The sequence below is a fragment of the Variovorax nitratireducens genome (assembly GCF_051216545.1).
In the GTDB taxonomy this organism is placed as follows: domain Bacteria; phylum Pseudomonadota; class Gammaproteobacteria; order Burkholderiales; family Burkholderiaceae_C; genus Variovorax.
Genome location: NZ_JBPJZO010000013.1, coordinates 86688 through 112808 on the forward strand (window position 1 = coordinate 86688; position 26121 = coordinate 112808).

Genomic DNA, 26121 nt, shown 5'->3' on the forward strand with positions numbered 1-26121 from the left:
CCCCGAATCTCCGACACACCATGCAGACCATTTCCATGCTCATCGGCGGCGAACAGTGCAACGCACGCAGCGGCCGTACCTTCTATCGCCGCAATCCTTTGGATGGTCAACAGGCCACGACAGCGCCTGCCGCTTCGGCAGACGATGCCAGGGCCGCGGTGGATGCCGCAGCAAAGGCCTTTGTCTGCTGGTCTCAGACCAGATCCAGGCTCTACAAGAGGCGGCCTTGCCGGACGGCGTCGTGAATTTTGTGACCAACACACCCGCCGACGCAGGCGAAGTGGTGGAAGCCATGATCGCGCACCCTGCTGTGCGCCGGGTCAATTTCACCGGCTCCACCCATGTGGGTCGCATCATTGCCGGACACTGCGCGCGCCACTTGAAGGCGTCGGTGTTAGAACTCGGCGGAAAGGCGCCGCTTCTGGTGCTGGACAACGCCGATCTTGACGCGGCGGCCAACGGAACCGCCTCCAGCGCCTTCGCTAGCTCTGGTCAGATTTGCATGTCCACCGACCGCATCGTGGTCGATCAGCGCGTTGCCGACGCCTTCGTAAGCAAGCTGGCGGCAAAGGCTCAGAGCCTGCCGCTAGGCGACCCGCGCCAAGGTCCGGTGGAGCTGGGTTCGGTGGTCGACATGGCGACAGTGGAGCGCTGCAACGCGCTCATCGACGACGCCTTGATCAAAGGCGCCACGTTGGTGTGCGGCGGTTAGGCCGACAACACACTGATGCCTGCGACCTTGCAGGACCATGTCACCTCTGACATGCGGATTTATCACGAGGAAACGTTCGCGCCGGTCAAGGCCATCGTGCGAGTCGACGGCGACGAAGCGGCCATTGCGTGTGCCAACGACAATGTGTTTGGCTTGGCTGCTGCAGTTTTCACCAGCGATGTAGCGCGCGGCTGGTGCGTCGCCAGCCGAATCGAATCCGGCATCTGCCATGTCAACGGCCCCACGGTGCACGATGAAGCCCAAATGCCGTTCGGTGGTGTGAAGGGCAGCGGCTGGGGTCGATTCGGTGGGCATGCCGGCATCGAGGCCTTCAGCGAGCTTCGCTGGATTACCCTACAAACTTCTGAGCGCCGATACCCGTTCTGAAGTCCTGCGTCGATTCGACGCAGGACGGGTCAGGCAGTACGGCATCGGCAAGCGTGGCGATGGCCACTTGCGAACGCTCCTCATGCACGGCGCTTGAGCCGTCGTGATCAGATCGAAGAATGACCCGGCATGGCCATGGCTGGTAACTCTGTTGCAACGCCGACCGGATAGCGTGGCTGTCGCCGCGGTCGCGAACAAGTTTGCGCGAACGATCTGGGCAGTGCAACGAGCAGCTTATCCTGACCAGCGGAACCTCTGCAGCAGAACCGGCCTCCAACCATGAGATCGGGACTCTATGGGTTTGTCGGCGCCTCGGTCGGCAGTTGAATCCGAGAACCGGCTCATGCTTCTTCGTGCACCGCCGCCCTTCGTTCATTGCGCGTGCGAACGCCATCCTCCGTGAAAACCGTAAGGCACCCGCGTGGGCAACTCGACACGCGCGACAGGCCCCTTCTCGATATCGAGAGCGTCGAAGATCAGCAGATCGCTGACGTTTCGTGAGAGATCGAACGCAATCGTGAGAATCCAGCCATCGCCTTCAGGACTGGAAGGCGTTCGCGGCACAAACACCGGCTCGAGCAGGCCGAGATCACCAGGCGGCGTGCAGGTGCGGATCTCGCCGGTCTCGACGTTCGCATGCACCAGCGTATCGAACGAACAGTCCGGGACGTAGGCACCGAGTCGCGCGACGTAGAAGGCGTGCCGGTAAGGCAGGCCTGAGAACCGCTCGTCGACCCGCGGAAACTCTCCCTCGACACCGCAGAGAAGGCCTTCGACATACCCTTCATCTTCGGCATCCATGTCGAACGTCCAGCGCACAAGCTTGGCCATGCCATCCTTGATCCAAGGTGGCACTCTTTCGCCAGAGACATCCGGAAACAGCGGCATCCTCTCGAACTTCATTACGTCGGCGACGACGAAGGTGTGGCCGTCGCGTTTGACCGTGTATGCGTTCATGGGGTGAAAGACGAAGCACGGGGGACCGCGAAACCATCGCATCGACCCGACGCCGGCGTCGCGCCGCATGATGCCGATACGAGTAGGCAAACGCGGATCCCAGGCGCAAATGGGGCCACCTCCAGCCGCGCGCTCCAGATCGATGGTCGCGGGAAAGACCGGAAAAACGACGTGTTCGCGTGTAGTAAGGAAGTCATGCACTGCGCTGCAGTAGGGAGCCTCGAATCTTTCCTGACGAACGAGGTTCCCGTCGCGATCTATCACCGAGTAGGAAATCTCCCGCGTCCCCGGTCCTGCCGCCTGGTACCCGAACGCCAGCATCTCGCCGCTCTCGGGATCGATCTTGGGATGCGCCGTCATGGGACCTGCGTACCGGCCGTCGAAGTTGGTCGTCCCGAGTGTCTCGAGCGAATCGCCGTCGAGCAGAACCGGGAGATTGGTCTCGCCCAGGGCGTAGAGCCGGCCGCCGTGCCACACCGCGTTCGTTCCGGCCCACTGCATAGGCAGCTTCTGCGGCGCGTCGGCCGCCGCGGGCTTGTCCTTGCCCTGTAGCATCGCCGTCGCCGCTGCCGCATCGAATACCTCCTCGTAGGAAGTCGGCACTAGGCGACGACCTGCAAGCTTCTGGGCCTTGAACTGCTCTGTCCTGACCCATCGATTCGAGTAGGACACGCGTCCCCCATCGACTTGCACCGCATGGATCATCCCTTCGCCCATAAACCAATGATGCTTGTCGGTCATTGGTGGGAAAAGCGGATTGGGGCCATTGCGATAGAGCGTGCCGGACAAGTCCATGGGAACCTCGCCGGACACGACCCTAAGGTCGGACGCATTCAGTTCGTCTTGGATCGGGCCATAGTTTCCGCTCAACATGGGGTCTGGAATTTCGCTCATCGTTACCTCTTCACTAGTAATGCAAGGCTCGCCAGGAGCCAATCCGCAGACCGTGTAGTGCGCTCAATCTGTCTGAATTTTTGCCTTGATGATGTACCCACGCCAGCGCTCGTTCTCGCTCTTGACCGCTGCCGCGAACGCGTTGTCCGCCTCCTCGGAAATGGGCTCGAGCGCCATTGCCTGGACGGTATCTTTCCAGACTGCGCTCCGCGTGACTTTGCCCATACCCTGCTTCAACGCGGCAAGTGCCTTGGGGTCAAGGTTGCCCGGGCCGAACAGGCCTAGCCAACTTCCCTGCTCAAAACCCTTGAGGCCGACTTCCGTCAGAGTCGGCACGTCAGGAAACTGAGAGAAGCGCTGGGGCGCCGCAGCCGCCAGCAGCATCAGGCGCCCGTCACGGGCGTAGTTCATGGCCGTCATTGGCGAATCGAACATGATGTCGACGCGGCCCCCGAGCAGATCCAAGAGGGCAGCCGCGCTGCCTTTGTACGGAACATGTACCAGGTCGATTCCAGCCACCTGATTCAACACCTCACCATAGATGTGGGATCCCGTCCCGATGCCGGCCGAGGCAAAGGTCAGCTTGCGCGGATTGGCTTTCGCGTAAGTCACGAATGCGCTCATGCTTTGGGCTGGCAAATCCGGTCGCGCTAGCAATGCGAACGAGCCTTTCGCCGCGCGCGCGATCGGCGTGAGCCCTTTCAGGGCATCGATCGGGAAGCTTTTCATGACATGTGGCGTCTGCGTGACCAAGCCGTCTACCGTGTACAGAAGCGTGTAGCCGTCCGCTGGCGCTCGCGAGACCTCAGCCGCGCCGATCGCGCCACCAGCACCCGGACGGTTGTCCACAATCACGACGACACTCATCGCCGAGCTCAGTTCCTTGGCGAGCACGCGTGCCTGGGCGTCGGTAGGCCCGCCTGACGGATAGGGGACGATGATCTTGATCGGCTTTGTCGACAGAGGGAAGTCCTGCGCATGCGCCGCATGCGAAACAAGCGCAGCGCAGATCCAGATGGCGAATTGATAGATCTTGCTTTTCATAGGGGTCTCCAGTTGTGTGTTTCTGATGTCCGGCTGCGGAAACCGCATTCACTACAACCGCACGTTCACGATGCGGTGCTGCACGAACTCCTCCAACCCCTCCATGCCCAACTCAGCGCCGAAGCCGGATTGCTTCAACCCGCGGAAAGGCACGTCATGCCTCATTGCCATGTGGTGGTTGACCCACACGGTTCCGGCGTGCACGCGGGAGGCAACCTCGGCGCCCCACGCAGGGTCGGTCGTCCAGATGGTGGCGCCCAGCGCGTAAGGACTGCTGTTGATCCTTTCAATCGCTTCGTCCAGTTTGCCGTAGTGAAGCACGGGAAGGACTGGGCCGAATTGCTCCTCGGCAACGAGGGGCGAGCTGTCATCCAGGTCGGCAACGATCGTCGGCGGGATAAAGTAGCCCGGTCGATCCAGCGGCGCGCCACCGGCGAGGACTCGGCCGTGCTTCGAGGCTGCAATGATCATCGCATTCACGCGCTCGAACTGGGCTCGGTTCTGAACCGGGCCCAACTGCGACGCCGGTTCCATGCCGTCGCCGACCACCGTCGCATCGGCCAATCGCACGAGCTCGAGGTTGAACTCCTCATAGAGACTGTCAGGAACATAGACGCGCTTTATCGCCACACAGACCTGACCGGAATTCGCCATGGCACCGGCAAACACCTTGCCCGCCGCATCCTTGGCATCCGCATCCTCCAGCACCAGCGCGGCGTCGTTGCCGCCGAGTTCCAGCGTGATGCGCTTGATCGAACCCGCAGCACCTGCCATGACGCGACGGCCGGTCGCCGTCGAGCCAGTGAAGCTCACCTTGGCAATGTCGGGATGCTCCGTCATCCGCCGACCCAGATCGTTTCGGTCCGCAATAACGTTCACCACGCCTGCAGGAAAAATCGCCTTGCAGAGTTCCCCCAACAGCAGCGTTGTCAGCGGTGTCGTTGGGGCTGGCTTGACCACCACACAGTTGCCTGCGACCAGGGCCGGCGCCAGCTTGTTGACGAGCAGGGCGAGAGGGAAATTCCATGGCGTGATGACCGCAACCACACCGAGCGGAAGAATCTGGTCGATGATGCGCGATGCCGACGTGGCTTCACGCACATGATCAAGGATCTCGAGGCCTGCGAGTTCGTGAATGCGCTTCGCACTTCCCGCCACTTCAGCCTTGGCATTCCGGAGCGGCTTGCCCTGCTCGGAGGTGAGCAGTTCCGCAAACTCCAAGGCCCGATCACTGAGTGCATCCGCGAGCGATCCGAGCAACCGCCGACGATGCGCCCACGAGGTCGCAGCCCAGGTCCCGAAAGCCCGCCCAGCCGCTGCCACGGCGCCGTCTAGCTGCGCCTCGTCAGCAACCGGCGACTCGGCGATGACTGCGCCCGTTGCAGGATTCAGTACTGCCATCACCGAGGCACCGGAAACCAGGGCACCATCGATCAGAAGCTTGAACTCTCGCATGTAGTTGATCCCTGTATGGATGCTCATTCGATCTTGATGGCCAGGGCATCAAAATACTTTCCCCATGCCTCGTAGTCGCGGTGCACGAGGTCGGCGAACTGCTTCTGCGATTCTTCCGGCACTTCGAAGCCGAGATTGCGGTAGACCTCTGCGACAGAGCTTGTCTGCTGCGCCATACGAATGGCATCATGAAGTCTTTGCAGTGCGTCCGGGCGGATGGCAGCAGGCGCGAAGAATCCGTTCCAGCTGCGCAACTCGAAACCCACCAATCCTTGTTCGAGCAGCGTGGGCACCTCGGGCATAGTCGAGCGGCGTGTCGCACCGGTCGCTCCAAGCAGCTTCAGCCTGCCATCGCGTGCATATTGAGACACGACCGATGGCGCATCGAACATGATCTGAACGCGGCCGGCGATCAGGTCGCGCATTGCGTCCGACGAGCCCTTGTAGGGAATGTGGACCATGTCGATGCCAGTCTTCTGCGCAAGCACTGCGCCGTAAATGTGCGAAACCGTGCCGGCGCCAAAGGAGCCATAGCTCAGCTTCCCGTGATTGGCACGGCCGTAGGCGATCAGCTCCTTGACGTTGTTCACGCCAATCGACGGATGCACAACGAGAACCACGCCTCCAACAGCAGAGCGGATTACTGGCTTGTAGTCCCTGAAAGCGTCATAGGGCAAGTGCTTGAGCAAATGAGGCGTTTGCGTCAGTGGCCCATCCACTGTATAGAGCAGCGTGTGGCCATCGGCTTCAGCTCGAGCGACCTCCACGGCTGCGAGCGCCCCGCTGGCTCCCGGCTTGTTCTCCACGATCACGGCGGTGCCCAAAACCTTCGACAACTCCAGACCAATAGATCGTGCCTGGAGATCAGTCGGCCCACCAGCGGCGAAGCCGACCAGTACCCTGATCGATTTCCCCGCTTTGGGAAATTCCTCTGCACGGGCCGCCGTCTGTCCGAGTAAGCCACCTAGCGAAAGCACCTTCAACAAGCTTCGTCGCTTCATCGTTTCCCCTTCACTCACCGAACGGGGCGGTTGCCCGAGATGGTCACACGCGTGAGATACCGGTTCTTGCCTGCGTAGTCGGCTATGGCACGATGCATGGTGGATCGGTTGTCCCAAATAAGGATTTGATCGTTCTCCCATCGGACGCGGCTGGTGAAATCGAACCGTGCGCAGTGGTCGTATAGAAATGCGAGGATTGGGGCGCTTTCCTCAGTTGTGAGTCCATGGATCCTCTGGACATAAGTCTTGTTCACATACAGGAACTTTCGCCCGGTGAATTCGTGGGTACAGACCAATGGATGTAGTTGCTCACGATCGCCCAATTCGACTCCCAGATCGGTTTTCGCGCTGGCGGAGCTGAACTTTCTTCCCTGCGCAAGGTATGCCGAGCCAAAGATGCGCGTCGCGCTGTGAACCGCTTGCATCTGGTCGATCATTTCCTTGAGGCCAAGCGACAGTGCCTCATATGCCGCATACATGCTCAGAAATCCGGTGTCGCCCCCGAAGGCGGGAACATCGACTGCACGCATCACGACAGCCGCGGGTGGTTGCTCGAGGTAGGTACTGTCCGCGTGCCAGTTCTCACCAACCACTCGGCCCGTATCAGTCGCCAGTCGACGGATGATCTGAACATCGGGCTGGCCTTCGACCCCGTGCAACTGCGGCACGCGCAAGATCGAGCCGAAATTGCTGCTGAAGGCGAGATGTTCTTCGTCAGAGAGCTTCTGATCGCGAAAGAAGATGACCTGATAAGTCCCGAATGCCTGCCGGATCTCACTCCACACCTTGGGTTCGATTGGCGACCGGAGATCAACACCACTGATCTGAGCGCCCATAACGCCGGTCAGAGGCTCGACCTTGATGAGCTTGTATTCGCTGGCATCCATGGCCCGCGAAACATTCTTGGTTCTGGTATCCACTGCGCCTCCTGTGCAGAAACGAGGTCAAGCCTCTGGGGGAAAATCGCTCTACAGCCTCTGTCCTTGAGCCCGTTCGCAAAGCGTCGCGAGACAGATTTTCTCGACACAAGCGGTTTGCTCTACCTCGCTTCCACCGCCCGAGAGCAGAGGGTGTGTATTCGCTGAACACTCCGCGCAACCTGCCGGCCGCGCCGTAGCGCCGAATTGCTTGCTAGCGGTACCACAGCACGGGCCCGCTTTCGGACCACCGCCCTGTGGCATTCAACGATTTTGTCTTCGTTGCCGTGACTCTAAGGTCATCTCGTCTCGGGAAACACGATAGGCAAAATCTCATTTTCCGATTTCTAAGAGGTAACCCTAGATTGTCCCGATCGCAACTCGGTCAACACTCAGTCCATCGTGTGGGATCGCATATGCCAGCCAATTTCAGCCTCGTGATGATGAAGATTTTTTCAGCGGTGTACGACCTAGGGAGTGTCGTTCTGGCGGCACGCGCTCTGCGCATGAGCCAATCCGGTGTCAGCACGACTCTCGCCAAACTGCGGGTGATACTGGATGATCAACTTTTCATCAGCACCGGCACCGGTATGCAACCGACGGCACGTGCCCGGGAGTTGATCGACCCCATTCGCGAAATGATCGTATGCATTGACCGACGAATTCTTGGTAGGTCCGATTTCGATCCGCGGACTGCCACACGTGAGTTCACGATTGCACTGTCTGATGTGGCTGAGGCGATCTATATGCCACGCGCGTTGAACGCCGTGAACATTGCTGCCCCCCACGTACGGCTGAAATCGGTCGAACTCCCGCAACTTGAGCTTCAAAGAGCCTTGTCTGAAGGCCGAGTCGATCTCGCTCTTGGCTACTTGCCAGATCTGGTCGCCAGTGAATTCGTCCGTCGGAAAGTTGGACAGCATTCCTTTGTCTGCATTTGCAGCGCAGGCAACAAGCGTCTCATAAGCGCATTCAGCCTCAAGACGTACTGCGAGGCTCGACATGTTGTGGTCGAGGCGCCCGGGCGGACACAGGGGCTTTTAGAGCACTACATGCAGCAGCGAGGAATTGAGCGGCACATTGTTTTTACCACCCCCCATTTCATGTGCATCGCTGAACTCATCTCGCAGACCGACATGCTGGCCTCCGTTCCGAAGGCATTGGCGGAGTCGTTTTCAGAGAAAAAGCAGTTGATCCGGCTCGATTTGCCTTTTAGATCGCCTGTGTTTGAGACGCACCTTCATTGGAGCAAGAGCGTTCACAACGATCCCGCAATCCGCTGGCTTCGGGAAATGCTGTTCAACGCGTTCGCAGACAAGGGAACCCCGCAGGGGCGTTCTTCCTCAGATTCGAGCGGCGGCCGATCACGGGCCCTAGTACGACCACAGGTGTAAATGATCTTTCGATTGGGGAACATCTGGTCAAGTCCACCGATGGCCGATCCGAACTTTGATCACGCCTGTTGAAAGAGCGCCAACGATGAGCCAGATCAGTTTTCGGATGCCGCGCATGCGGGCAAGAGGAAGAAGACACGTCGGGAAGTCTTCCTTGCCGAGATGGAATTGGTGGTGCCCTGGAGGACACTGCTCAAAGTCATCGAACTGCACTACCCGGTGGCGGGCCGCGGACGCCAACCGTATCCACTTGAAGCGATGCTTCGAATGCAGCTGATGCAGAACTGGTTCGCGCTGAGCGACCCGGCGATGGAAGCGGCCCTCTACAAGATCGCCTCGCTGCGTGCATTCGCGGGCCTGGGGATGGAGTCGGTTCCCGACGAGACGACGATCCTGGACTTCCGCCATCTGCTGGAGGCCAGCGATCTGCCAGAGGACATCTTCAAGCAGGTCAACGCCCACTTGGCCAGGAAGGGGTTGCTTCTGAAGAGAGGCTCCATCGTGGACGCCACGATCATCGCGGCGCCCAGTTCCACCAAGAACCAGAGCGGCGAGCGAGACCCTGAGATGCATCAGGCGAGGAAGGGCAACCAGTGGCACTTCGGGATGAAGGCGCATATCGGTGTGGACGCGCACTCGTGGCGGGTGCACACGGTGACGACGACAGCGGCCGACTTCGCGCGCTGGGGGTATCCAGCTTGGTTCCACTTTATGACGGGCTTGCTGGAACTATGCACCGCCGTGTTGCTGGTGCCCAAACGAATGCGTTTCTGGGGGCCATATTGGGCGCCGATGTCATGGCCGCCGCAACCGTGACGCTTGTGCTGCATGGCGCGTATGTTCATCTGATCGCCCCTCTCGTTGTTCTGGCGATTGCTGCAGTCGTGGGCTGGACTACCAAGCCGGCAGGCTAGCAATCCATCGGGAGATCGGCGGCCAGCACTGCCAGCGACCAGGAGCGATCACTCCAGCAGGCATGCGCCAGCACGCCGAGTCGATGCTTCGTGCGACCGGCACGTGGAATTCGCCGGACGGCACTCGCCCGCAATGTGGGCGCCGACACCGTCGCCGGCGGTGTCGTGGTTGATCTTTCGGGCGATTTTTGTTCGCGCAGTCGATGAACTCGGCCAGCGGGTTCCTGGGCACCGACGGATACACCGCAAAGACGAAACGGATGTGCCCGAGAAAGCTCACGGGAATCGGGTCGATTAGAGGATCGTAGGGCGCGCCAATTACCTGCGGCCCCGAGCCGAGGTTGTTGCTCGAGGCGTTGAACACGTGTCGCCCGGCTGTCGCGAGCACTTTGAAGTTCGTTCCGATGATTCCACCCGCTGAAGACGGCGGGGTGCCTTCATTTGCCATGCCTTGCCCAATAGGCAACGATCCGTTGCCTTATCTCTAATTGTGGTAAAGCTCGCGGCACCCTACATTGATCCGAAACGCACTGCTGCCACCCACGACGTGTCCCGTTCCCCCTGCCTTGCCGCCGCCACCACCTCGTTCGACGAAGGCCACTGCTTCGACGTGCTTCGACGTGCTGTGGCGGCGCGTGGCTCTGCGCAGAGAGCGCCGGCGGCGCGCCCAATCCCGCGCTGGCGCCTTGCCTGCTATTCACACACTTCCGGAGATGTCCATGCCATCCTGCTCCCGCCGTTCTACCTTTCGCGCGCTCAGCGCGCTGCTGGCCGCGAGCGTGCTGCCCTCGTTGGCCCAGGCGCAGGCTTGGCCCGTTAAGCCCATCAAGCTGATCGTGCCGTTTCCGCCGGGCGGAGGCACTGATCTTGCGGCGCGCATCATCGCAGAGCGTCTGGCCGCGCGACTGGGCCAGCCCGTGGTCATCGAGAACCGACCGGGCGCGTCCGGCGCCATTGGCATCGTGTCTGTCATCGCGTCCGCCCCCGATGGCCACACGCTGCTGTTCTCGGGATCCAGCAGCTTCACGGTCAACCCGGTAGTGCGCAGCAAGGTCGGCTATGACCCATTCAAGCAGCTGTCTCCCGTGGCCATGGTGGCCCGGGCGCCGCTGGTGCTCGTGACAGCCGGCGAGGGGCCGTTCAAGAGCCTGAAGGACCTGCTGGCCAAGGCCCGAGCCACTTCCGGCGGCGTGAGGTACGCCACCTTCGGCGCGGGCTCCGCGCCGCACCTGGCCGGCGAACTGCTGGCCGGCGCAGCCGGCGTGCCGCTCGCGGCCGTACCGTACAAGGGCAGCGCCGAAGCCGTCATCGGCGTGATCCAGGGCGACGTGGGCCTGGGCATCGACACCATGGCCGCGATGAACCCGCATCTGCGGTCGGGCAAGCTGCGCGCACTGGCGGTCGTGAGCGAAAAGCGGTCGGCCCTCATGCCGCAGGTGCCCGCCTATGGCGAACTGCAATTGCAGCCGGCGTTGTTGGACGCCTGGTACGCGGTGGCGGGACCCGCGGGCCTGCCGCCGGCGGTCAAGGAGGCGCTGCTCAAGGCGCTCGGGTCGGTGATGGCCGAGCCCGAGATGCGCCACAAGCTCTTGCAGCAGTCCATGGAGCCCGTCCTGCTCGGACCCACCGCGCTGACCGAAGTGATGGATTCGGAAATCGCGCGCTACCGCGCGCTGGTGGTGCGCCTGGGGCTGCGCCTGGATTGAGCCGCAGCATCCCAAGAGATTCAACGCAGGTTGGTCTCGGGGCTGCGAAAAGCGTGCACAGCTTGCTTAAGGAGTCCGCCCTTAACAATTCCGCTTTCAAGCGCGCGTGAACTGAGTGCGGGCCGCCGGCGGCGCGAACGCCGTCAGCAGCATGCGCAAGGTGAGCCCGAATCGGGCGGCAAGAAGCCGCAGCTTCGCCAGGATCAACCGCTGGTTGTGTCCTGCACCGCACATCACCGCGTGTAGCGCGTCACCCGATGCGCCCTTGAGCGGGTTGCGGCTAAGGCCCCCGTCCATCTTCATATGGCCGATGGCAGGTTCGACGGCGCTGCGTCGTTTGATCATCGCCTCGAGGGTTCGGGTGACACCTCGTTTTTGGCCCGAACGCAGAATGCGCGCCACCTCGATCTTCACGCCCCGATAGCCCTTGTCCTCGATCGCCGTGGTCGGCCTGCGTTCGGCCAGGATGCTCACCCGTTCGAGTATCTCGGCCAGCGTGTGGCCGTCATACGGATTGCCCGGCATGCTGCGCATCCCGACCACCCAGCCCTCCTCCAAGGTGGCGATGCTCACCTTCACGCCGAATTCGTAGGGCGTTCGAGCCTTGCCTTTGGAGATGCATTCGACCTCGGGAGCATGCAGCGCGTAGAGCTTGTTCTTGTCCTTCGTGCGCTGGGTCAGGATGCGACCAGTGCGAGCGAGCAAGTCGCCGACCTTGGCCCGCGCCGGCTCGGGCAGTGTGTCCAGTTGGCGCGCCACTTCGCGTTGCACCCGCCCCACGCGCGTGCGCAGCGCCCGTGACGGCTGCGGGGCCGGATACGTTGTAGATCGCCCCCGCATGTCCTTCGCCCAGCAGGGCACCTGCGGCTTCGACCGGCCAGATCATCGCGCGAGACGTAGGCGACGCGTTCCTTTCCAACGCCGGTCAAGATGCCCATGTCCAGCGACATCTGGATCTCCTGAGCCATGGTTTCGGCGTAGTAGTTCATGCGCAGAATCGTCCAAACTGGCACAGTCCTGATGAGGTGCTGCTCTGCGGTCCAGTACGTTTCGAGCAACTCGGGCTGGGCAGCCTGACGTGTGCCGGCTGCGGACACTCGGAAGAGATGCTTCACACCAGACGCGAATCGCATCCCGTGCGATCGATTGGCTACCTTTTGGGCACGACTCATCGCTGGTGGACTGAGCGCGGGCCTCAGGGTGGCATCCACGATGGCGCCGCTGCCCAACCACGCCCGACACACCGCACAGCTTTCGCACTCGGGATTCGCAGCGCTGACGCTAACCCGCCCGCAAATGCTCGGTAAGGAGCGACCCAAGCCCCGAATTAACGTTGTCGGTGCGCTTGCCCTCCGCCCAAGTCGCCAACTGGTCGAGTATCAGTAGCAGATCGCTGCCCGCGCCGGTCAACGCGTAGCTGACACGCGTGGGGAATCCGGCGATCCTGCTCCTTGAGACCAGACCCTGTCCCACCAGAGCGACAAGGCGCTTGGCGAGCGCCTTCGGTCGGATCCCCGGCAGCCGGAGCATCAACTCCGAATGGTGCAGTGGGCCATCGCCCAGATGCCACAAGATAACTGCGTTCCAGCGGTGCCCCAGAAAGCCGAGCCACTGCTCGACAGGGCAGGCCGTGGCGTGAACGATGGCAGTCACCTGCCCTTCCCTGCGCGGGTCGCGCGACACGTTTGCGGCCGCTGCGCCTCTCCGTTTGGAGATGTTCGAAGATGTCGGTTGCAATGCTTGATCCTGTAAAGAGAGAGGATCCAGATGCCGCGAATTTCAGACCCCCGGAAAATGAATGAAACCTTTGGCGCATTGTTCAATGCGCGCGACTTGCAAGGCCTGCTCAGCCTGTACGAGCCGCAGGCCTTGCATCAGAACACCGTCACTGGCGGCGCTGACATTGGCATCCCTGCGATCGAGCGGTCACTGCGCGAGCTCCTGCAGTTCCCGGGCACGATGGAATCCGTCAACAATTTCACCTTGACCGCATCCGGTCTGGCCCTGTTGCGCGCCGACTGGCGCATTCGCGACAGCAACGGAACCGTCCTTGCCGAGGGCGCTTCGGCCGAAATCGTTCGCCAGCAACCGGATGGCAGTTGGTTGTACCTGATTGACCATGCCGTGGGATCAAGCAAGTCCAGAGCGGACCGATAAGGCGAGCGGCATCGGTGCCATGCGCAATAGATCCTGTGCCTTCAAGATGCCAGGAGCCATTGCCTTGCGCCCCACCGGTCCCAAATATCTCTTGTCGAGAGTTGTGATATATCTTACTATATATCACTATCTGACGAGCGGTTGCTCTCGCCTGCTTCGTCCTTGAAATCAGATCAAGATTCCCATGATTGCTACTGCTGACGCCCAACGTCGCCTCGCCTTTGTCGATGACGCCGCAGCCACCACAGCGCGGCGTGACTTCTTGAGCCTCGGCAAGTCCAACTTGCATCAGACCGAAGCTCGAATGCGGTGCGTCGTTCGGCGATGGCTGTGCGCCTGCGTACTCGCTACGTTGGTGAGTCCGCTCGCGTCCACGGCGCAAGTCCCAGGCAAGACCAGCCTCACAATCATCGTTCCTTTTGCCCCGGGCGGAACCAGCGATGCGCTTGCGAGGGCCTTGGCGGAACCGATCCGTGGTGCGATGAATCAACCCGTCATCGTCGACAACCGCGCGGGAGCAAGCACAACGATCGGGACACAGGCAGCTTTCGCCGCGCCTGCCAACGGGCAGACCTTGGTGATGAACACTGCAAGTTCTGTCATCAACCCGTACCTAATGCCTCGTCTCGGGTACGACATTCACAAGGATTTCGTCCCGGTGACCTTGCTCGCCTCAAATCCCCACATCCTCGTTGTTCATCCAAACGTACCCGTGCAGGATCTGAACGGCTTCATCGCTTGGGCGCGCGCAAAGAACGGCACTGCCAGCTATGCGTCTTTCGGCAACGGGTCTTCCGGCCATCTCGGATTCGATCTGTTCAGGAAGGCGGCTCACCTCAACATGCTCCACGTACCATACAAGGGCGTCGCCCCGGCAACGACCGATTTGCTCGGCGGCCAAGTCGATGCCATGCTGACGGACCTCGCACAGGTCACTCCGCTGATCCGCGCTGGAAAACTGAAGGCCATCGCGGTGGCTAGCGAAGCCAGGAGTCCTCTTCTGGCAGACGTACCCACGTTCACAGAGGCGGGTTTGCCCGGCTTTACGTCGAAATCCTGGTTCGGCCTGCTCGTACGCGCCGGCACACCGCCGGATGCAGTGGCGAGACTCAACGCAGTGTTCGTAAGTGCACTGCGCCAGCCAACGATCCGAGTCAAGTTGGCAGAAGCAGGTATGGATCCGATTGGCTCGAGCAGCACTGAGTTCGCGGCCTTCATGGCTGCCGAATCACAAAGGTACGCCGAAGCCGTCAAATTCTCAGGTGCCAAACTAGACTGAACACGGCGCCCGCGCACGCCGTGACTCTCAAACTCCTTCTCTTGTCTCCATGCCTGAACACACCTTCACCCTCTCCAAGCTCTTGACACGTAGGATGCTTGTCCTAGGGCTGGGCGCGAGCGCGTTCACCACAGCGCCGCGAGCCCAGCCGAAGGGCACACTTCCGACCTTCGCCGGCAAAAGCGTCAGGTTGATCGTCGGCTATCCGCCAGGAGGTACTGCGGATCTGCTCGCGCGTCTGGTCGCAAATGATCTTTCCAAGCGCTTCTCTCAGCCTGTCGTTGTTGAGAACCGTCCTGGGGCGAACGGCAATATCGGCGCCGATATCGTGGCCAAGAGCGCACCTGACGGGCACACGTTGCTCATGACTGCGCCCGGTCCGCTTGCCGTCAACGCGAGCTTGTATCCCTCCTTGCCCTTCGACCCCGCGAAGGCCTTTGCACCCATTGTTCGGGTAGCGGTCGCGCCTCTGCTGCTGGTGGTCCCGTCCGCCCTGCCAATCCACAATCTTGCCGAGCTGCTGGCGTATGCCAAGGCGCATCCGTCGACGGTTTCGTATGGTTCCCAAGGTAACGGGTCCAGTGGTCATCTGGCCATGGAACTACTCAAATCTCGAACCGGAATGGCGGCGGTACACGTACCTTACAAGGGCAGCACGCCCGCGCTCAACGATCTGCTCGCCGGCCATGTCACCATGATGTTCGACAACATTTCATCGAGCTATCCGCACGTGCAGAGCGGCGCGCTGCGTGCACTCGCTGTCGCGGAAACGAAGCGCCTTGGCAGCATGCCGGACATCCCAACCATTTCCGAGTCTGGTGTGCGGGGCTTTGAAGCGACCCCCTGGTTTGGCCTCGTCACGACGGCGGGAACTCCAGCAAGTGTCGTAAACGAGATCTACCGTGCAGTCAAAGACATCCTCGACGCTCCGGCGACACAGGCTCGGTTCGCGCAGATGGGCGTGGAACGAGCGAGCGAATCGCCCGATGCATTTGCCCGACTTATTCAAACTGAAACGATCAGATGGCGGGACGTGGTGCTCCGCTCGGGGGCACGGGCGGAATGACTTCCTTCCGCCAAACCGGGGCAGCGCACCGTGTCGAGCGCAAGAGAACCTGAGCGTTGAACTTGCCCTTCCCTGCTTTGAGCGATCGGGGCGAGCCACACGTCAACGTCCTCTTCACTCGATACTCCATTTGCTGCCTGCTGCTGTGAATCCACGGTGGCGACTTTTTCCGCCAGAGTCGACGAACCGGCTGCTGGGCTTTGGATGAAAGCCCCTTTAAAACCTCCTTCGAGAGTCGATCTGAGCAAGTCGCTGATCCTGCTGCTGGCTCTGCTGACTGCGCTGGATTCCGTTTCCATCGACATGTATCTCCCCGGCATGCCAGAGATTGCCCGCCAGTTCAACGTCTCCACCGGCCGCGCCCAGCAGACCCTGGCCGCCTTCCTCGTAGGGCTCGCGATCGGGCAGGGGATTTACGGGCCTTTCCTGGACCGCTACGGGCGGCGCATTCCACTGATCGTTGGACTGATCATCTTTGTTGGGGGCTCGGTGCTTGCGGCGCTGTCCCCGAGCATCGAGTTCCTGATCATCGCGAGGTTCATCCAGGCCATCGGCGCATCGGCAGGCCTAGTGACGCCGCGGGCCGTCGTGGCAGACCTGTTCGATGTCACCCAGTCCGCGCGCATTTTCTCCATCCTGATGCAAGTCATGATGATTTCGCCCATCCTTGCACCGGTCATCGGCGGGTGGCTGCTCCACGCAGGAGGGTGGCGCGCCAGCTTCTGGGTTCTGGCCGGCGTGGGATCAGCCGCGCTCCTTTGGGTATGGTGGCGTTGTCCGGAATCACTGCCGACACACCGACGTAAATCCCTCAATCCAAGATCGATCTGGAACGCATACACGACGCAGCTCATGAACCCGGTTTTCCTCGCCTATTCACTGGCCGGTGGATTCGCACTGGCCTCCCTGTTCGCGTACATCAGCACGTCGGCCTTCATCTTCACTCAGGAGTTCGAGCTGTCAGCCTCTCAGTTCAGCTACCTTTTCGCATTCAATTCGGTCGCGCTGATCCTTGGAGGGCAAGTAAGCCACCAGATGCTCAAGCGGGGCCTGACCGAGCGCAACGTGACCGCGATCGGCCTGGTTGTGCATTCCGCGTCGGGGCTCGCACTCGCAATATGTGTGCTCGCGCTACCTCCGTCGCTCCTGCTGCACACCGGCTTGCTGGCCGCAGCCACGGGCGCACTCGGGCTCGTGTTCGGCAATGTGACGGCGCTGACAATGGATCATGCCGGCAATCAGGCTGGCGTTGCGTCGGCGCTCATGGGGTCGCTTCAGTATCTTCTGTCGGCAGTAGTCGGCTTTTTTGTCAGCGCGGCACCCGCAGGACTGGTCACACTCCCCGCAACGATCGGCATCTGTGGTATCGCTGCTGGGGCATTGTGCTTGTACTCACGACGCCGGATACCAAGGGCCTCGCAACCCCAACCGAGGTAGGCGTGCTCGCTCATGGTTCCGTTAACCCATCGAACCTCGTCCGATAGGTTAATTAATTGAGCGCGATGCCTGGCGTGAGCAGCAAGCAGTGTACGAACGCCGTTGTCGGCCCATTCAGCACACGCCCCAACTCATGCAACCTCACGCAGAGAGCTGACCCCGTTGATCTGAATAGACGCCGAAGTTTTTTAAGTGGATCCTGCGGGGTCAGGCTGCTTGGGCCGAAGGCCGTGGCAGCGAGTCGAAGTACACCATATCGGGGGTGCGGGCCTGCAAGCTCGAGTGCGGCCTGCGGGTGTTGCAGAACTCGATGTACCGGCCGATTCCAGTGCGCGCCTGGTTCACGGTTTCATAGGCTTGCAGGTACATCTCCTCATACTTGATCGAGCGCCACAGACGCTCAATGAACACGTTGGCGCGCCAGCAGCCCTTGCCGTCCATCGAGATGCGGATGCCGTGATCCGTGAGCAGCCCGGTGAAGGCCGCGCTCGTGAACTGGCTTCCCTGATCCGTATTGAAGATCTCCGGCGTGCCGTAGCGGGTGATCGCCTCCTCGACGGCATCCGTACAGAACTCGGTGTCCATCGAGATCGACACCCGCCAAGCCAGCACCCGATGGCTGTACCAGTCGATCACCGCCGCCAGATAGACGAAGCCCCGGGCCATCGGGATGTAGCTGATGTCCATCGCCCAGACCTCGTTGGCCCGGGTGACCGGCAGCCTGCGCAGCAGGTACGGGTAGATCGTGCGCCCCGGCACCTTCTTGCTGGTGTTGGGCTTCCTTAGAGCGCCGTGATGGCCATGCGCCGCATCCGCGTGGTCATGTGCTTGCGGCCCACTGTCAACGCCTTCTCCTCGCAGCAGATCGTGACCTCGATCGATCATCGCTTTGCGCTCAGCATGCCGGCCTTGATGAGCGCGCCTTCCAAAAAATCATTCTCCAACGCCAACTGGCCGATCTTCGCGTGCAGTGCCTTCAGGTCGATCGCCGGTTCTGCTGCCGATGGCTCGCCGCCGAACACGTCAGCCGCTCGCGTGAGCAACCGGTTCTTCCAGTCGGTGTCTGGTTGGGGTGCACGTCATGCTGCTGCGCCAGCTCGGCCAGTGTCTTGTCGCCTCGAATGGCCGCCAGTGCCACCTTGGCTTTGAATGCCGCTGAGTGCGTGCGACGGGGTCTTCTGCTCATCTTTGCTCCAATCTTCACTGGCGAGATCCTCGCCATCAGGAGCAGTTTCCACACTTATCGGACTGTTCAGATTTCTGGGGCCAGCTCTAACTGAGAGCGCGTGGAGGCGTGCATGCCCGAGTGGTGGACGATCGTCTGGAAACCAGACAGCGCCGCAGCCCACCAGACCCCGAAGACCTCCTTCGCGTCTCTCGCTGCTCATTTCCTTCAACGCGTGTGACCAGGACGTTCAATACCGGAAGGGCGCTTGCTCCGAATAATCCGTCATCCCACATCACAACAGAAGGAGACAAGCATGGAAAACTCACGCCAATCGGATATTCTGCGTGCGCTGTACCAGTCCTGGTCGGACCGCATGGTGGCCAATCCCGGATTGACCATCGCCGACCTGCGAAGCCTGTTCGACGAGTGGCACCAACCGACGCTCGAGCCTGAAGGCGTGACTTACAAGTCGGACGTGCTTGTCGGCGTCGAGGCCGTGTGGGCCCTGCCGCAAGGGGCCGACACGACGAAGGTCATCCTCTACTTCCACGGCGGCGGCTTCGCGGTGGGGTCGTCGGCGAGCCATCGCAAGCTCGCCGGACACCTGGCCAAGCATCTGGGCGTGACCGCCGTGGTGATCGACTATCGGCGTGCGCCGGAGCATCCCTTTCCGGCCCAGCTCGAGGACTCCACGGCGGTCTACAAGGAACTGCTGGCGCGTGGCTTCAAGGCATCGGACATCGTCACCAGCGGCGACTCGGCCGGCGGCAATCTGGCCATCGCCACGGTGCTGAAGCTGCGCCAGGACGGAGTGGCGTTGCCGGGCGCCGTCATCGCCTTTTCCCCTTGGCTCGACATGGAACATGTCGGCACGACGCTGCAGACGAATGCGGCCACCGACGTCCTCGTGAACATGCCCATCCTCGAGGCCATGTCCGGCATGTTCCTCGGCGAGAAGGGCTCGCGCACGGATCCGCTCGCCAATCCGCTGAAGGCCGACTACCGGGGATTCCCTCGCCTGTACGTCAACGCGGGCGACGTCGAAACTTTGCTCGACAACGCACAGGATCTCGCGCGCATCGCGAAGGCGGCCGGCGTTTCGGTCACCTTGTCGGTGGTCGGTGGCATGCAGCACGTCTTCCCGTTCCTCGCGGGCAGGGCTACCGAGGCTGACGACGAGCTGCGACGCATCGCCACGTGGTTCAAGGGCGCCTGAGCGCTCCCCCAATCCCCGAATTTTGGCAAGATCACAGGAGACAATCGCCATGGAAAACGAACAAGGCTTCGACGCCATCGTCATCGGCGCCGGATTCGCCGGCATCTACACGCTGCACAAGCTGCGCAACGAGTTCGGGCTGAAGACCCGGACGTTCGAGAAGGGCGGCGGCGTCGGCGGCACCTGGTACTTCAACCGCTACCCCGGCGCCAAGTCCGACACCGAGAGCTTCGTCTACCGCTACTCCTTCGACAAGGACCTGCTTCAGGAGTGGGACTGGAGCGCCCGCTACCTGGAGCAGCCCGACATCGAGAAATACCTGAACCACGTCGTCGACCGCCTTGATCTCCGCCGCGACATCCAGCTCGACACCGAGGTGACGAGCGCGGTGTTCGACGAGCAGCGCAATGTCTGGCGGATCCGCACCAGCACCGGCGAGGCGCTCACGAGCCGCTACCTGGTCACGGCGCTCGGCCTGCTCGCGAAGACCAACATCCCCGACATTCCCGGGCGTGACAGCTTCAGTGGCACCCTCGTGCACACCAACGGCTGGCCGAAAGACCTCGACGTCACCGGCAAGCGCGTCGGCGTGGTGGGTACCGGTTCCACGGGAACGCAGTTCATCGTGGCCGCCGCCAAGCGGGCCGGCCATCTGACGGTCTTCCAGCGCTCGCCCCAGTATTGCGTCCCCTCCGGCAACGGCCCGGTCGAGCCGGCCGAGATCGTCGAGACCAAGAAGAACTTCGACGCGATCTGGAATCAGGTTCGCAACTCCGTGGTTGCCTTCGGCTTTCAGGAGAGCGGCGTCGAAGCGATGAAGGTTTCCGAGGAGGAACGGCGCCGCATCTTCCAGGAGAACTGGGACAAGGGTAACGGCTTCCGGTTCATGTTCGGCACGTTCTGCGACATCGCCACCAACCCAGAGGCTAACGAGGCCGCGGCCGCGTTCATCCGCTCGAAAATCAAGGAAATCGTCAAGGATCCGCAGACCGCCCGCAAGCTCACCCCGACCGGCTTGTACGCCAAGCGCCCGCTGTGCAACGAGGGCTACTACGAGACCTACAACCGCGACAATGTCACGCTGGTCTCAATCGCGGAGAACCCGATCGAGAAGATCACTCCCGCCGGGGTGCGCACGGCCGACGGCGTCGAGCACAAGCTCGACGTGCTCGTCTTCGCCACCGGGTTCGACGCGGTGGACGGCAACTACCGTTCGATGGACCTGCGCGGACGCGGCGGGCGGCACATCAACGAAAGCTGGACCGATGGACCCACGAGCTACCTGGGTCTGGCCACGCACGGCTTTCCGAACATGTTCATGATCCTCGGACCCAACGGCCCATTCGCCAACCTGCCCCCGAGCATCGAGGCGCAGGTGGATTGGATCGTCGAGACCATCGGCCATGCCGAACGTTCGAAGGTCGCCACCATCGAGCCGACTCTCAAGGCCGAGGAAAGCTGGACCCGAACCTGCGAGGAGATCGCCAACATGACGCTCTTTCCGAAGGTCGACTCGTGGATCTTCGGCGCCAACATTCCCGGCAAGAAGAGTGCCGTCATGTTCTACATGGCCGGGATCGGTGCCTACCGGCAGCAACTCGAGGCTGTCCGGAGCAATGGCTACGAAGGGTTCGCCTTCAACTGAGGCGAGGTGCCCGCCCCAGCGCGGGAGGCCACCTTTCGAAAATCAATCTAAAGGAGACATCATCATGGGACGAGTGAATGGAAAAGTGGCCATTGTGACCGGTGGCGTGGAAGGGATTGGCGGCGCGATCAGCACCTTGCTGGCGCGCGAAGGTGCCAAGGTGGCGGTGCTCGACATTCAGGACGCGAAAGGCGCCACGTTGGTTTCGTCGGTTAACTCTGCGGGCGGCACGGCCCAGTACTGGCACGTGGATGTCACCGCCGAGGCTGACGTCGCGCGGGTGTTCGCTGATGTGGTCGAGACCTTCGGCAAGCTCGACGTGTTGGTGGCCAACGCTGGCATCGCGGGCCCGAACGTCCCAACCCACGAGGTCACCCTCGAGGACTGGAACCGCACGTTTGCAATTAACTCTACCGCAGTGTTCCTATGTACAAAACATGCGGTGCCGCACATGCGCGCTGCCGGCGGCGGCAGCATCATCAACATCTCGTCGGTGTACGGCATCGTCGGCGCAAGCGACTTGCCGCCGTACCACGCATCCAAAGGCGCGGTGCGCTGCATGACCAAGAACGATGCACTGCTGTACGCCGCCGACAAGATTCGTGTGAACTCGGTTCACCCCGGCTACATCTGGACCCCGATGGTGGAAAAGCTCGGTCTGGACGCAGGTCTGGACATGAAGGAGTTTCGCAGTGCCTTGGATGCGAAGCACCCCGTTGGCCACGTCGGTCTGCCCGAAGACATCGCGCACGGCGTTCTTTTCCTGGCTTCCGACGAAACCACCTTCATGACCGGATCTGAATTGGTGATCGACGGCGGCTACACCGCCGGTTGACCGTGCTGGCTGCGGCATCGACGATGTGATCGATGCTGCCTTCAAAGATGTCAAGGTGCGACGTGAACTCTACATTTCCTGATTAGCGACGAACTTCAGTCACGTGAACGCATTTGGCTCTGTGGACGAGTGACTTCATCATCAAACGGGGCCCGACGATGGCTTTGCTTCTTCAATGCCTGCGAGACACCCGGATCAAGTCTGGTGATCTCGACCTGCTTCCGCCACGGGTAAGAGGTGATTGCCTTGGTGAGGGCCGCATGCCGCGCAATTGCGACGAGCCGAGGGACGCTTCGTCACATCCGATTTTGACGACACACGGGCAAATAGCCTGGGGGGGGCTCATCGCCAGGGTTGGCCCTTTTGCGGTGAAACCATCCTGGTTCGCATTTGGCTCAACACGTGAGCCACCTGAGAAATGTTGCCAGGCCGCCGTCCAAGGGTCACTCACGCAGGGCCTTTTCCAATGGGAAGGGCAGGGTTCTCATCAACGTTTCTTCAAGCCAGCCAAGCTGGAGTCGCTGTACGTCAGCACCGGTCGAGCTTCTGATCCCTGTCGCCGGCGCGCTGCGGCGACCCCATGACAACACCCCACCATGAGACAACAAGCATTCAAGCAACTGGCGCCGCTGGCCGCTGCCCTGGCGGCCGCGCCGGCACGCGCCGTCGACCTCGACGCCGGTGACTACACCGCGTTGCCGGCCGACACCAACGCGCTCGTGGTCTATGGCCAGCACGCCACCCGCGACAAGCTCTACAGCAAGGGCAACAAGGTACTGAGCAATCCGGGGCTCGATTCAGACGTCGGCATTCTGCGCGGTGTGCACTTCATGGACATCGGCGGCTACATCGTCGATCCGCAGTTCCTGCTGCCCTTCGGCCGGCTGAAGGGCAAGGACGACACCTCGGCGCTCGGCTCGAAGAGCAGCATCGGCGACCTGATCCTCGCGTCCGCGATCTGGTTCACCAAGCCCGGCGTGAAGACGCATTTCGCCATCGCAGAAAGCAACCGGCGATCCCACCTTGACCAAGTAATAGCGCCCCGGCCTGCAGGATAGACTTCGGCTGTCGGCCCGAAGCGGTCCGTCGTCGACGGCGGCTTTCATAATGCGTCCGATGCGCCACTAGAATCGGTTGACTCGAGCGTGCATCCGCGTGTACCGAGAACTCCAAGAACCCCATGTACGCCGCTGCCTGGCCTCCGCTGACCAACCGTTGATCACTCGCAGATGACGCAGCCGCTTGCGCGGTCGCTCGCTGCATCGAGCCTGCCGACGGTCGTCGTCGTGTAGGCAGATTGGTCTCGACCGCCGGAAGTGCGACCGCACCTGCGTCCACCGGGTCGTGACCTCATGCTTCGTTCACGGAGTTCTCATGTCCGCTTTCAATGCGATGGCCGTCCGCGCCATCCCCTGGATTCCCCGCGCCCTGGTGCGCAAGATTTCGCGCCGCTATATCGCCGGCGCCACGCTCGCCGAAGCCCTCGCACGCGTTCGATCGCTCAACGCCAACGGCTTCGTAGCGACGCTCGATGTGCTCGGCGAGGCTGCCTCGTCGTTTGCACAGGCGCGGCGCGTGACCGACGACAGCCTGCACGTGCTTGAAGCTGTGCACACCGGCGCAGTGCGATCGACGCTGTCGGTCAAGCCGAGCGCCTTTGGTCTCCTGCTCGATGTCGAACGCTGCCAAGCGCTGCTCGACGAGGTGCTCTCGACTGCTGGTCGGCTCGGCAACGCCGTCTGCCTCGACATGGAGGACGCGACCTGCACGCAGCGCGAGATCGACCTATTCTTGGCCCTGAAGGCACGCCACCCGCACGTTGAGCTCGCGCTTCAGGCCTACCTGCGCCGCACGCCCGGCGACCTTGACCGCCTGTTGCCCACCGGCAGCGGTGTGCGGATCTGCAAGGGCATCTACCGTGAGGCGCCAGAGCACCTCGTCGACGGCGCGGACGACGATCGCGCGGCGATCAACCCGCATTTCCTCGCTCACGTCGCACGCTGCTTCACGGCTGGCGTCTTCGTCGCAGTCGCGACGCACGATGCCGTGCTCGTGGACCAAGTGATCGCACTGGCACGCGAGACCGGCATCGACCCTGCGGCATTCGAATTCCAGATGCTGCTGGGTGTTTGCGAGCCGTTGCGCGACTCATTGCGCAAGCAGGGGTTCGCGGTACGCATCTACGTCCCCTTCGGTGCAGACTGGTACGGCTACAGCACACGGCGCCTGAAGGAGAACCCGCGCATCGCGGGGCACGTCGCACGTGCGCTGCTGGCCCTTTGATCGCAGGGGCGGCGAGTACTGCGCAGGCGCGCAGTCGCCTCACCTGACGGCCGTGAAGGAGATCGCTCGTTGCGCGGATCAGCGTGAGGGCTGCCAGTTGTGGGGTAGCAGTTCGTCGATGCGGCTGTTCAGATGCGTGGGCAGTCTGGTCAGCACGTCGTTAATGTACCTGTGGCTTCCGACCGGCACGTACGACCGCAACCAACCGCCGAGCCTGGGCGAGAACCGCTACAAGTTCGCGCTGCAGGCCGGCTACATCACCGAGCTGGCACCCGGCTTCAACTGGGATCTGACCGGTGACGTCACGCTGTTCGGCAAGAACGTCGATGTGAACGACGGCGTGGGTGGCGGACCACGCTGAAGCAGAAGCCGCTGTACGAGTTGCAGACCCACCTGCGCTACCAGCTCAGTCCGGCGCTGGACCTGCGCGGCGGCCTGTTCCACACTTTCGGTGGCGAGACCAAGGTTGGCGGCGTCGACCGTCCAGTTGCTGGCGACCTACGGCCGCGACATCAAGGTGCGCGATGGCTTCAAGGTCAACACCCAGATCAATCTGCGCCTGCTGACGCTCTTCTGATCGGTCTCGTGACCGGCTCAGCCTTTCCAGAGGCATCGTCGATGCAGTTGTCGGGCTCTAGCGGTGACACGGATCTCCCGGTAACAGTGCTCCGGTACTCCACGGGGGTTTGCCGGAACGCCCGCTTGAAGTGGCGCAAAAGATGGCTCTGGTCGGAGAAGCCGCAGTCTGTGGCGATGCATTTCAGTGGCATGGCCACCGGACGGCCGAGGAGTCGCTGCGCGCGCTCCAGGCGCTGGCGCAGAACGTAGGCATGGGGTGAGCAGCCAAACTCCGCTGGGAACTTGCGGATCAGCCCGGAGACGCTGACACCGGCCTCACGAGCCATTTCGTCAAGCTTGAAGTTCCAATCCAGATTGTCCTCTATGTACTGGACAAGGCGCCGCCGTTGCCACTCGGCCATGCGGCCGGCCAGCGGCAGTTCCCGGACCCCGGCCCTGGCATAGCGGCGCAACAGGTGAACGCAAAGCTGGTCCACAAGGGCCGACCGGTAGAGATGGCCACCGAGCCCGCCACTTTCCAGTTCGGCCTCAAAGGCGGACATCACGCCGAGAAGGACACCGTCCTCGGCGCGTACGCAGTCTTCCATGCCGACGTCACGGACGCTTCGTTCGAAGACGTCCTCCGCGACACGACACAGATCCGTCTGGGTGAGATAGATGTGGGTGACGTCGACCGGACGGTCCCACTTCCACTGCGACGATTCGCCGCGGGTTAGCAGGGAAAACACGCCCCGCCCGACGCTCTCGCTCCGCCAAGGGCCACCAGCGCGCCGGCTCACGACTGCATCGTCGCACTTGTAGCGTACGATCATGTAGTCGCGCATCGAGGGAATGGCAACGTCAATGGATTCATAGTGATAGCCCTTGAGCGTGACTTGCTCCCATCCGACCGGCGCGCTGTCGAGGGTCAGCCGGCCGGGTATCCAGCGAGGTACGTCGTCGGGCGCAATGAGTTGGTTCACAATCAGCATCTCCAGAGTACCTATGGTGGCTTGCACCGAGGTTCAATTTTCCTCGTAGCGATCGCGACCACCAATGGGGTTATTCCCAGCGGCGTCCGGCGATCTGTCATGTG

General features: G+C 61.8%; 21 protein-coding genes and 6 pseudogenes. 17 read left to right on the plus strand and 10 right to left on the minus strand.

Going from position 1 to position 26121, the window contains the following annotated elements:
• Positions 1-20: 20 nt before the first annotated feature.
• From ACSFA8_RS23590 to ACSFA8_RS23600, 3 genes and pseudogenes are all read left to right on the plus strand, one after another.
• On the plus strand, positions 21-245 hold the full coding sequence (locus ACSFA8_RS23590) for an aldehyde dehydrogenase family protein (protein WP_435481986.1): 225 nt from the start codon (positions 21-23) through the stop codon (positions 243-245).
• Positions 209-1099, plus strand: a pseudogene (locus tag ACSFA8_RS23595) (aldehyde dehydrogenase family protein); the annotation flags it as partial. The gene ACSFA8_RS23590 and the pseudogene ACSFA8_RS23595, both read left to right, overlap by 37 nt.
• Positions 1100-1121: 22 nt before the next feature.
• Positions 1122-1382, plus strand: a pseudogene (locus tag ACSFA8_RS23600) (IS110 family transposase); the annotation flags it as partial.
• Between the two features lie 89 nt (positions 1383-1471).
• Here the strand turns inward: ACSFA8_RS23600 and ACSFA8_RS23605 are convergent.
• From ACSFA8_RS23605 to ACSFA8_RS23625, 5 genes are all read right to left on the minus strand, one after another.
• A complete protein-coding gene (locus ACSFA8_RS23605; protein WP_435481909.1) occupies positions 1472-2950 on the minus strand; it encodes a carotenoid oxygenase family protein in 1479 nt (492 codons plus the stop codon).
• Positions 2951-3013: 63 nt separating this feature from the next.
• Entirely contained in the window at positions 3014-3994 is a 981-nt protein-coding gene (locus tag ACSFA8_RS23610; protein ID WP_435481910.1) for a Bug family tripartite tricarboxylate transporter substrate binding protein, read from the minus strand.
• 51 nt (positions 3995-4045) lie between these two features.
• Complete coding sequence (locus tag ACSFA8_RS23615; protein WP_435481911.1) at positions 4046-5476, minus strand: aldehyde dehydrogenase family protein; 1431 nt, start codon at positions 5474-5476, stop codon at positions 4046-4048.
• Positions 5473-6450: a Bug family tripartite tricarboxylate transporter substrate binding protein gene (locus ACSFA8_RS23620; protein ID WP_435481912.1), complete on the minus strand. Its 978-nt coding sequence runs from the start codon at positions 6448-6450 to the stop codon at positions 5473-5475. The genes ACSFA8_RS23615 and ACSFA8_RS23620 overlap by 4 nt, the downstream gene beginning before the upstream one ends.
• Before the next feature lie 14 nt (positions 6451-6464).
• Positions 6465-7370, minus strand: a complete 906-nt coding sequence (locus ACSFA8_RS23625; RefSeq protein WP_435481913.1) for a TauD/TfdA dioxygenase family protein — start codon at positions 7368-7370, stop codon at positions 6465-6467.
• Between the two features lie 413 nt (positions 7371-7783).
• Between ACSFA8_RS23625 and ACSFA8_RS23630 the strand changes: the two genes are divergently transcribed.
• The 3 genes and pseudogenes from ACSFA8_RS23630 (at position 7784) to ACSFA8_RS23640 (ending at position 11381) form a co-directional block, all read left to right on the plus strand.
• Positions 7784-8761, plus strand: a complete 978-nt coding sequence (locus ACSFA8_RS23630) for a LysR family transcriptional regulator (RefSeq protein WP_435481914.1) — start codon at positions 7784-7786, stop codon at positions 8759-8761.
• Positions 8762-8860: 99 nt separating this feature from the next.
• A pseudogene (locus tag ACSFA8_RS23635) lies at positions 8861-9442 on the plus strand (IS5 family transposase); the annotation flags it as partial.
• 952 nt (positions 9443-10394) lie between these two features.
• Positions 10395-11381 carry a Bug family tripartite tricarboxylate transporter substrate binding protein gene (locus tag ACSFA8_RS23640; RefSeq protein WP_435481915.1) on the plus strand — a complete coding sequence of 329 codons (987 nt, stop codon included), beginning with the start codon at positions 10395-10397 and terminating at the stop codon, positions 11379-11381.
• Positions 11382-11477: 96 nt separating this feature from the next.
• On the opposite strand, the pseudogene ACSFA8_RS23645 reads toward ACSFA8_RS23640, so the two are convergent.
• Positions 11478-12179: pseudogene (locus tag ACSFA8_RS23645) on the minus strand (transposase family protein); the annotation flags it as partial.
• Between the two features lie 483 nt (positions 12180-12662).
• On the minus strand, positions 12663-13034 hold the full coding sequence (locus ACSFA8_RS23650) for a winged helix-turn-helix transcriptional regulator (RefSeq protein WP_435481916.1): 372 nt from the start codon (positions 13032-13034) through the stop codon (positions 12663-12665).
• A 141-nt stretch (positions 13035-13175) separates the two neighbouring features.
• Between ACSFA8_RS23650 and ACSFA8_RS23655 the strand changes: the two genes are divergently transcribed.
• The 4 genes from ACSFA8_RS23655 to ACSFA8_RS23670 all read left to right on the plus strand — a co-directional run bounded on the left by ACSFA8_RS23655 (position 13176) and on the right by ACSFA8_RS23670 (position 17320).
• The gene (locus ACSFA8_RS23655; protein ID WP_435481917.1) at positions 13176-13538 is read left to right on the plus strand and encodes a YybH family protein; all 363 of its coding nucleotides are present in this window, start codon (positions 13176-13178) and stop codon (positions 13536-13538) included.
• 184 nt (positions 13539-13722) lie between these two features.
• On the plus strand, positions 13723-14817 hold the full coding sequence (locus tag ACSFA8_RS23660; protein WP_435481918.1) for a Bug family tripartite tricarboxylate transporter substrate binding protein: 1095 nt from the start codon (positions 13723-13725) through the stop codon (positions 14815-14817).
• A gap of 49 nt (positions 14818-14866) precedes the next feature.
• Complete coding sequence (locus tag ACSFA8_RS23665) at positions 14867-15883, plus strand: Bug family tripartite tricarboxylate transporter substrate binding protein (protein ID WP_435481919.1); 1017 nt, start codon at positions 14867-14869, stop codon at positions 15881-15883.
• Positions 15884-16087: 204 nt separating this feature from the next.
• A complete protein-coding gene (locus tag ACSFA8_RS23670; RefSeq protein WP_435481920.1) occupies positions 16088-17320 on the plus strand; it encodes a multidrug effflux MFS transporter in 1233 nt (410 codons plus the stop codon).
• 207 nt (positions 17321-17527) lie between these two features.
• Here ACSFA8_RS23670 and ACSFA8_RS23675 read toward each other — a convergent pair.
• Positions 17528-18506 (minus strand): annotated as a pseudogene (locus ACSFA8_RS23675) (IS3 family transposase).
• Between the two features lie 295 nt (positions 18507-18801).
• Between ACSFA8_RS23675 and ACSFA8_RS23680 the strand changes: the two are divergent.
• The 5 genes from ACSFA8_RS23680 to ACSFA8_RS23700 all read left to right on the plus strand — a co-directional run bounded on the left by ACSFA8_RS23680 (position 18802) and on the right by ACSFA8_RS23700 (position 24467).
• Positions 18802-19704 carry an alpha/beta hydrolase gene (locus ACSFA8_RS23680; RefSeq protein ID WP_435481921.1) on the plus strand — a complete coding sequence of 301 codons (903 nt, stop codon included), beginning with the start codon at positions 18802-18804 and terminating at the stop codon, positions 19702-19704.
• A gap of 49 nt (positions 19705-19753) precedes the next feature.
• Complete coding sequence (locus ACSFA8_RS23685; protein ID WP_435481922.1) at positions 19754-21349, plus strand: flavin-containing monooxygenase; 1596 nt, start codon at positions 19754-19756, stop codon at positions 21347-21349.
• Positions 21350-21413: 64 nt separating this feature from the next.
• Positions 21414-22184: an SDR family NAD(P)-dependent oxidoreductase gene (locus ACSFA8_RS23690; RefSeq protein WP_435481923.1), complete on the plus strand. Its 771-nt coding sequence runs from the start codon at positions 21414-21416 to the stop codon at positions 22182-22184.
• A gap of 596 nt (positions 22185-22780) precedes the next feature.
• A complete protein-coding gene (locus ACSFA8_RS23695; protein WP_435481924.1) occupies positions 22781-23242 on the plus strand; it encodes a transporter in 462 nt (153 codons plus the stop codon).
• Positions 23243-23558: 316 nt separating this feature from the next.
• The gene (locus ACSFA8_RS23700) at positions 23559-24467 is read left to right on the plus strand and encodes a proline dehydrogenase family protein (RefSeq protein ID WP_435481925.1); all 909 of its coding nucleotides are present in this window, start codon (positions 23559-23561) and stop codon (positions 24465-24467) included.
• A 78-nt stretch (positions 24468-24545) separates the two neighbouring features.
• Here ACSFA8_RS23700 and ACSFA8_RS23705 read toward each other — a convergent pair.
• Positions 24546-24635: pseudogene (locus tag ACSFA8_RS23705) on the minus strand (transposase domain-containing protein); the annotation flags it as partial.
• A gap of 1 nt (position 24636) precedes the next feature.
• Between ACSFA8_RS23705 and ACSFA8_RS23710 the strand changes: the two are divergent.
• Together ACSFA8_RS23710 and ACSFA8_RS23715 are read left to right on the plus strand one after the other, a co-directional pair.
• Entirely contained in the window at positions 24637-24828 is a 192-nt protein-coding gene (locus ACSFA8_RS23710; protein ID WP_435481984.1) for a transporter, read from the plus strand.
• A 90-nt stretch (positions 24829-24918) separates the two neighbouring features.
• The gene (locus ACSFA8_RS23715; protein ID WP_435481926.1) at positions 24919-25044 is read left to right on the plus strand and encodes a hypothetical protein; all 126 of its coding nucleotides are present in this window, start codon (positions 24919-24921) and stop codon (positions 25042-25044) included.
• Here the strand turns inward: ACSFA8_RS23715 and ACSFA8_RS23720 are convergent.
• A complete protein-coding gene (locus ACSFA8_RS23720; RefSeq protein ID WP_435481927.1) occupies positions 25016-26017 on the minus strand; it encodes a helix-turn-helix domain-containing protein in 1002 nt (333 codons plus the stop codon). The two genes, ACSFA8_RS23715 and ACSFA8_RS23720, sit on opposite strands and share 29 nt — an antisense overlap.
• Positions 26018-26121: the final 104 nt, after the last annotated feature.

Coding starts and splice junctions, on each gene's coding strand:
- ACSFA8_RS23690 (WP_435481923.1), top strand. CDS start 21,414: ATGGGACGAGTGAATGGAAAAGTGGCCATTGTGACCGGTGGCGTGGAA.
- ACSFA8_RS23665 (WP_435481919.1), top strand. CDS start 14,867: ATGCCTGAACACACCTTCACCCTCTCCAAGCTCTTGACACGTAGGATG.
- ACSFA8_RS23605 (WP_435481909.1), bottom strand. CDS start 2,950: ATGAGCGAAATTCCAGACCCCATGTTGAGCGGAAACTATGGCCCGATC.
- ACSFA8_RS23685 (WP_435481922.1), top strand. CDS start 19,754: ATGGAAAACGAACAAGGCTTCGACGCCATCGTCATCGGCGCCGGATTC.
- ACSFA8_RS23655 (WP_435481917.1), top strand. CDS start 13,176: ATGAATGAAACCTTTGGCGCATTGTTCAATGCGCGCGACTTGCAAGGC.
- ACSFA8_RS23620 (WP_435481912.1), bottom strand. CDS start 6,450: ATGAAGCGACGAAGCTTGTTGAAGGTGCTTTCGCTAGGTGGCTTACTC.
- ACSFA8_RS23630 (WP_435481914.1), top strand. CDS start 7,784: ATGCCAGCCAATTTCAGCCTCGTGATGATGAAGATTTTTTCAGCGGTG.
- ACSFA8_RS23640 (WP_435481915.1), top strand. CDS start 10,395: ATGCCATCCTGCTCCCGCCGTTCTACCTTTCGCGCGCTCAGCGCGCTG.
- ACSFA8_RS23720 (WP_435481927.1), bottom strand. CDS start 26,017: ATGCTGATTGTGAACCAACTCATTGCGCCCGACGACGTACCTCGCTGG.
- ACSFA8_RS23670 (WP_435481920.1), top strand. CDS start 16,088: ATGAAAGCCCCTTTAAAACCTCCTTCGAGAGTCGATCTGAGCAAGTCG.
- ACSFA8_RS23700 (WP_435481925.1), top strand. CDS start 23,559: ATGTCCGCTTTCAATGCGATGGCCGTCCGCGCCATCCCCTGGATTCCC.
- ACSFA8_RS23610 (WP_435481910.1), bottom strand. CDS start 3,994: ATGAAAAGCAAGATCTATCAATTCGCCATCTGGATCTGCGCTGCGCTT.
- ACSFA8_RS23680 (WP_435481921.1), top strand. CDS start 18,802: ATGGAAAACTCACGCCAATCGGATATTCTGCGTGCGCTGTACCAGTCC.
- ACSFA8_RS23590 (WP_435481986.1), top strand. CDS start 21: ATGCAGACCATTTCCATGCTCATCGGCGGCGAACAGTGCAACGCACGC.
- ACSFA8_RS23695 (WP_435481924.1), top strand. CDS start 22,781: ATGAGACAACAAGCATTCAAGCAACTGGCGCCGCTGGCCGCTGCCCTG.
- ACSFA8_RS23615 (WP_435481911.1), bottom strand. CDS start 5,476: ATGAGCATCCATACAGGGATCAACTACATGCGAGAGTTCAAGCTTCTG.
- ACSFA8_RS23660 (WP_435481918.1), top strand. CDS start 13,723: ATGATTGCTACTGCTGACGCCCAACGTCGCCTCGCCTTTGTCGATGAC.